The sequence below is a fragment of the Pseudomonas sp. GW821-FHT09D08 genome (genome assembly GCF_059416305.1).
The window spans coordinates 21,131-27,635 of record NZ_JBWKOX010000037.1; the positions used below are offsets into that span (position 1 = coordinate 21,131).

The following is a 6,505-nucleotide window of genomic DNA, read 5'->3' on the forward strand; positions in this document are numbered from 1 at the left end:
GTAGATCAGCGCCCTTTTTAACGTTAGCACGTCGAGTGTTAAATACCCGCCAATCCTGGCAATTTAAAGCAAAGGCAACAAATCTTTCTTTAGGAAACATCCTACCTCCGCGCCAGAGATTCTCACTTCTTCGAAGTCAACGAATGACACAAAGTCTTTTTTCCCGCCATCCTGCTGAGCATTTCTAGCGGGAGCGCTTCTTGCCCGAATGCAAAACACAAGGCAAGCATTTCCACCACTAAAAACCTCACCACACTATAGACAAGTCAATTAAGGGACAGCCAGGATGCCATTCAAGTATAGGAAATTTCTAACTGGACTAGTATTTGCTACGAATGCAACGTACGCATATGCCGAACACATTCACCCTTCTACAATTTTAAATATAAAAATGAACGCAACATATCTCGATATAGATCCCGAAACCATTGGCTCCTCCGGCGTAACGCTGATGCCGGCAGTTCGCTTAACGCTCTCAACAGCCCACAGATGTGGCACTTCGCAAGTGCATATTACCCCAAATTCGATCGGCGTCCCTGTCGAGAACTTCCTCGCAGAAGTAAAAAAAATCAAAAAATATGCCGATGATGGAACTGCGCTACTTATTACACATGAAGATTGTGAACGAAAAATACCGATGGCGACCAAATTTGCTTTGTGTACTGGTGAAACATGCAGATCACTGACGGACGCGTTAATTGATGGGAAATTGCATTTAGACAAAAACTACCGACCTATCCCGGCGGCGCGCAGTCATTTTTTTACAACACCACCCAAAATTTATGACGAAAAACTAAAAGCTTGGAAAGTAACAATCTACGAAATAACAACCAAAAAGATTGCTGCCGATGGATTCGTTGATAATGAGGACTATGCTGCGAGCAAATTCATTCATAGATTCCGAACCTTCCATAGTAACGGAATGGTATCGAGCGTTACTGAAATGAACGCGCAGGGTCAGCGTGAGGGAAAAAGTATTACTCGCTACAAAAATGGAAAAATTGAAAAATCCGTCAACTATAGTAACAACATTATCGTTGACGGAGAGTACATCACTTATTACCCAACGGGAAAAATCAGAGTTCGCGAGAACTTCGCAAATGGTAAACTACACGGCCCAAAAGTTAAACTTTACATTAACGGAAATCCTGAGGCAATGGAGAAATACCTCTATGGAAATCGCTCAGGCATATCAAATTATTATTATGAAGACGGCACCCTAAAAAATATACAAGACTATGACCGTGGGCGACTAGACGGCTGGGACGTTAAATACTTTCCAAGCGGTGAGACACAATCACAAACATTATATAAAAACTTCCGTATCATAATGAGCCACGAATGGAACATTGACGGTATAAAAATCAGCCAATGGGAGCAAGACGAAAATCATAACCGACAAGGCGACGACATAGAATGGTATGACAACGGCCAGAAAAAGAAACATTCAGTTTATAAAGATGGAAAATTACACGGAAAGATGCAAAGTTGGTCCGAAGACGGCACTCAAATCCTATCTATAGAATATGCCCATGGAGAAAGACACGGACAAGCTAGGCAATGGCGTCGAGACGGGACTTTAATAGAAGATTGCCAATACCAAGCAGGAAAAATTTCAGGGCAGTGTGCGGTCAAGCCCCCATTTTAACTCAGCGGATTTCAGGCACAAGCAGAAGTCCGATTCGAAAAACTTAGCTAAACATATAAAAACGCCCCGAACCAGTCGGGGTGTTTTTTATTCAGCAATAAACGATCAGGCCTGATCAGCCAGCCGCCAGGTAGTCCCGCCCTTCCCGTCTTCCAACACCACGCCCATCGCAGTCAATTGGTCACGGATACGGTCAGACTCCGCCCAGTCTTTACTGGCACGCGCCGCCAGACGCGCCTGGATCAGCGCATCGACCTCAGCCGCATCCACACGGCCTTCGGCGCCGGCCTGCAGGAAGTCATCGGCTTCCATCTGCAGCACGCCCAGGACGCTCGCCAGCTCTTTCAAGCGCGCCGCCAGGCCTGCCGCTGCGTCGAGATCGCTCTCGCGCAGGCGGTTGATCTCGCGCACCATCTCGAACAGCACGGCGCAGGCTTCCGGTGTGCCGAAGTCGTCGTTCATGACTTCGGTGAAGCGTGCCACGAACGCTTCGCCGCCGGCCGGCGCCACGGATGGCAGGCCTTTCAACGCGTGGTAGAACCGCTCCAAGGCGCCCTTGGCGTCCTTGAGGTTGTCTTCCGAGTAGTTGATGGCGCTGCGGTAGTGGCTCGACACCAGCAGGTAACGCACCACTTCCGGGTGGTACTTTTCCAGCACGTCGCGGATGGTGAAGAAGTTGTTCAAGGACTTGGACATCTTCTCGCCATTGATGCGGATCATGCCGCAGTGCATCCAGGCGTTGGCGTAGGTCTTGCCGGTGGCGGCTTCGCTCTGGGCGATTTCGTTTTCGTGGTGCGGGAACTCGAGGTCGCTGCCGCCGCCATGAATGTCGAAGGTCTCGCCCAGGCAGCAGGTAGACATTACCGAGCATTCGATGTGCCAGCCCGGACGCCCGGCGCCCCATGGCGACTCCCAGCTCGGCTCGCCGGGCTTGGTGCCTTTCCACAGCACGAAGTCGAGCGGATCCTGCTTGGCTTCGTCGACTTCGATGCGCGCGCCGATGCGCAGGTCTTCGATTTTCTTGCGCGACAGCTTGCCGTAGCCCATGAACTTGGCGACGCGGTAGTACACGTCGCCGTTGCCTGGGGCGTAGGCGTAACCCTTGTCGATCAGGGTCTGGATCATGGCGTGCATGCCGGGGATGTGGTCCGTGGCACGCGGTTCCATGTCCGGCTTGAGGATGTTGAGGCGCGCCTCGTCCTCGTGCATGGCGGCGATCATGCGCTCGGTCAGCGCGTCGAACGACTCGCCGTTCTCGTTGGCGCGGTTGATGATCTTGTCGTCGATGTCGGTGATGTTGCGCACATAGGTCAAGTCATAGCCGCTGAAACGCAACCAGCGGGTCACCAGGTCGAAGGCAACCATGCTGCGGCCGTGGCCGATGTGGCAGTAGTCGTACACGGTCATCCCGCACACGTACATGCGCACCTTGTTGCCATCCAGCGGCTTGAAGACTTCTTTGGTCTTGCTGAGTGTGTTGTAGATCGTTAGCACGACAGTTCCTTAAACAGAATCACTGGCCCCACGAATCACGCAAGGTCACGGTACGGTTGAATACCGGCTGACCAGGTTTCGAGTCCTTGATATCCGCGCAGAAGTAGCCTTCGCGCTCGAACTGGAAACGGTCTTCCGGCTGTGCGTCGCCCAAAGAGGGTTCGGCACGACAACCGGTGAGTACTTGCAGGGAGTCAGGGTTGATGTTGTCGAGGAAACTGGCGCTGTCTTCGGCCTTTTCAGGATTCGGCGAACGGAACAGGCGATCGTACAGGCGCACTTCGCACTCGATGCTGGCAGCGGCCGGCACCCAGTGGATCACGCCCTTGACCTTGCGGCCTTCCGGGTTCTTGCCCAGGGTTTCCGGGTCGTAGGAGCAACGCAGTTCGACGATGTTGCCATCGGCGTCCTTGATCGCTTCGTCGGCGCGGATCACGTAGCTGCCGCGCAGGCGCACTTCGCCGTTCGGCTCCAGGCGCTTGTAGCCTTTTGGCGGCTCTTCCATGAAGTCATCGCGGTCGATGTAGATTTCACGGGCGAACGGCAGCTTGCGCACGCCGAGTGCTTCGTTCTGCGGATGACGCGGCAGTTCGAGATGGTCGACCTTGTCTTGCGGGTAGTTGGTGATCACGACTTTCAACGGACGCAGCACGCACATGGCCCGTGGCGCGTTCGCGTCGAGGTCCTGGCGGATGCTGAACTCGAGCATGCCGTAGTCGACCACACCGTCGGAGCGGTTGGTGCCGACCATCTCGCAGAAGTTGCGGATCGACGCCGGGGTGTAGCCGCGACGGCGGAAGCCCGACAGGGTCGACATGCGTGGGTCGTCCCAGCCATTGACGTGCTTTTCATCCACCAGTTGCTTGAGCTTGCGCTTGCTGGTGATGGTGTAGTTGAGGTTCAGGCGGCTGAATTCGTACTGACGCGGGTGCGCCGGGACCGGCAGGCTGTCCAGGAACCATTCGTACAGCGGGCGATGGCTCTCGAACTCCAGGGTGCAGATGGAGTGGGTGATGCCTTCGATGGCGTCCGACTGACCGTGGGTGAAGTCGTAGTTCGGGTAGATGCACCACTTGTCGCCGGTCTGGTGGTGGTGGGCGTGGCGGATGCGGTACATGATCGGGTCGCGCAGGTTCATGTTCGGCGAGGCCATGTCGATCTTGGCGCGCAGCACGCGGGCGCCGTCCGGGAACTCACCGGCGCGCATGCGGGCGAACCAGTCGAGGTTCTCTTCTACGGAGCGATCGCGGAACGGGCTGTTCTTGCCCGGTTCGGTCAGGGTGCCACGGTATTCCTTGGCCTGCTCCGGGGTCAGGTCGTCGACGTAGGCCTTGCCGGCCTTGATCAGCTCGACGGCCCAGTCGAACAACTGGTCGAAGTATTTGGAGGCATAGCGCACTTCACCGGACCATTCGAAGCCCAGCCACTTGATGTCGCTTTCGATGGCGTCGATGTATTCCTGGTCTTCCTTGGCCGGGTTGGTGTCGTCGAAACGCAGGTGCGTGACGCCACCGAACTCCTGGGCCAGGCCGAAGTTCACACAGATCGACTTGGCGTGACCGATGTGCAGGTAGCCGTTGGGCTCTGGCGGGAAGCGGGTGACGATCTGCGTGTGCTTGCCCGAATCCAGGTCCGCCTGGATGATCGGGCGCAGGAAATTGACCGGGACGGCAGGTCCGGCCTTGGAATTCGAGGTAGGGTCGACAGTGGGCTTGCTCATAGGATCCTTGAACAGACAGGTTCGTGGCCGGTTGGGGCCAGATAAAACAAAGGCGATATCATAGCTGATGCTGTCAAGACACTGACAGGTCACGACCAAAAACTGCTGCTTTAATTAACCGGGCGGTAAAAAACCACCTCGAAATTCCTGCCGGGCACGCTAAACTGCGCGCCTTGGCCGCCGTTTAGCCAGACAGGTAAGGCGCCCCAGGCGTCCAAACCCACGAATTCCCTGAAAAGAGTAGTGAACATGACTCAAGTCAAACTGACCACCAACCACGGTGACATCGTCATCGAGCTGAACGCCGAGAAAGCGCCGATCACCGTCGCCAACTTCATCGAGTACGTTAAGGCCGGCCACTACGAAAACACGGTTTTCCACCGTGTCATCGGTAACTTCATGGTCCAGGGCGGCGGTTTCGAGCCTGGCATGAAAGAAAAGAAAGACAAGCGCCCAAGCATCCAGAACGAAGCGGACAACGGCCTTTCCAACGACAAGTACACCGTCGCCATGGCCCGTACCATGGAGCCGCATTCGGCCTCCGCGCAGTTCTTCATCAACGTGGCCGACAATACCTTCCTGAACCACAGCGGCAAGAACGTACAGGGCTGGGGCTACGCCGTGTTCGGTAAAGTCACCGAAGGCCAGGACGTTGTCGACAAGATCAAAGGCGTGTCGACCACCTCCAAGGCCGGTCACCAGGACGTACCGGTCGAAGACGTGATCGTCGAGAAAGCCGAGATCGTTGAGTGATATTACTGATTTCAGATTTGCATCTGGAAGAGGAGCGCCCGGACATTACCCGGGCGTTTCTGGATCTGCTTCACAACCGCGCCCGTGGCGCCCAGGCGTTGTACATTCTGGGGGACTTCTTTGAAGCCTGGATTGGCGACGATGGGATGACGCCCTTCCAGCGTTCGATCTGCGAGGCTCTGCGCGAGCTGAGCGACAGCGGCACCCCGATTTTTATCATGCATGGCAACCGCGACTTCCTGCTCGGCAAGGCGTTCTGCAAAGCGGCAGGCGCCACCTTGCTCAAGGACCCGAGTGTCGTGCAGCTCGCAGGCGAACCCGTGCTGTTGATGCACGGCGACAGCCTCTGCACCCGCGACCTTGGCTACATGAAGCTGCGGCGCATCCTGCGTAATCCCATCGTGCTGTTTATCCTGCGTCACTTGCCGTTGCGCACCCGCCACCGGCTGGCGCGCAAGCTGCGCAGTGAAAGCCGCGCGCAAACGCGCATGAAGGCCAATGACATTGTCGATGTGACGCCCGAGGAAGTGCCGCGGGTGATGCAGCAGTTCGGCGTGCGCACCCTGGTCCACGGCCACACGCACCGCCCGGCGATCCATAAGCTGCAGATTGGCGACCAGGCGGCCAAGCGCATTGTGCTGGGGGATTGGGACAAGCAGGGCTGGGCGTTGCAGGCGGATGAGCAAGGCTTTCAGTTGGCGGCGTTTGACTTCGTCAATCCGCAGCTGGCGTTGCCTGGCGCCTGATCCTCAAACACCACTGATCCAATGTAAACAGAGATCAAAGTGTGGAAGGGGGCTTGCCCTAATGCCAGTCAGTTAAGGCTTTTTGTAGGAGCGAGCTTGCTCGCGAAAAACGCCCAGGCAACGCGTTCATTCTCGATAAGCGCG

At 55.8% G+C, this 6,505-nt stretch carries 5 protein-coding genes; 3 read left to right on the plus strand and 2 right to left on the minus strand.

The features are described from left to right. The first annotated feature begins 286 nt into the window (after positions 1-286). Entirely contained in the window at positions 287-1,648 is a 1,362-nt protein-coding gene (locus AC07OP_RS31145) for a toxin-antitoxin system YwqK family antitoxin (RefSeq protein WP_495101704.1), read from the plus strand. Between the two features lie 105 nt (positions 1,649-1,753). Here the strand turns inward: AC07OP_RS31145 and cysS are convergent, their stop codons facing one another. Both cysS and AC07OP_RS31155 read right to left on the minus strand, forming a co-directional pair. Then, entirely contained in the window at positions 1,754-3,142 is a 1,389-nt protein-coding gene (gene cysS / locus AC07OP_RS31150) for a cysteine--tRNA ligase (protein ID WP_115488493.1), read from the minus strand. A 19-nt stretch (positions 3,143-3,161) separates the two neighbouring features. Continuing rightward, on the minus strand, positions 3,162-4,862 hold the full coding sequence (locus AC07OP_RS31155) for a glutamine--tRNA ligase/YqeY domain fusion protein (protein ID WP_115488494.1): 1,701 nt from the start codon (positions 4,860-4,862) through the stop codon (positions 3,162-3,164). A 249-nt stretch (positions 4,863-5,111) separates the two neighbouring features. Here AC07OP_RS31155 and AC07OP_RS31160 point away from each other — a divergent pair, with 249 nt between their 5' ends. Further along, entirely contained in the window at positions 5,112-5,615 is a 504-nt protein-coding gene (locus AC07OP_RS31160) for a peptidylprolyl isomerase (RefSeq protein WP_027606287.1), read from the plus strand. After that, entirely contained in the window at positions 5,612-6,361 is a 750-nt protein-coding gene (lpxH, locus tag AC07OP_RS31165) for a UDP-2,3-diacylglucosamine diphosphatase (protein ID WP_027606286.1), read from the plus strand. The genes AC07OP_RS31160 and lpxH overlap by 4 nt, the downstream gene beginning before the upstream one ends. The last annotated feature ends 144 nt before the right edge of the window (positions 6,362-6,505 follow it).

Excerpts from the sequence above, each read along its gene's own strand:
- AC07OP_RS31145 (WP_495101704.1), top strand. The coding sequence starts at position 287 with ATGCCATTCAAGTATAGGAAATTTCTAACTGGACTAGTATTTGCTACG.
- AC07OP_RS31155 (WP_115488494.1), bottom strand. The coding sequence starts at position 4,862 with ATGAGCAAGCCCACTGTCGACCCTACCTCGAATTCCAAGGCCGGACCT.
- AC07OP_RS31160 (WP_027606287.1), top strand. The coding sequence starts at position 5,112 with ATGACTCAAGTCAAACTGACCACCAACCACGGTGACATCGTCATCGAG.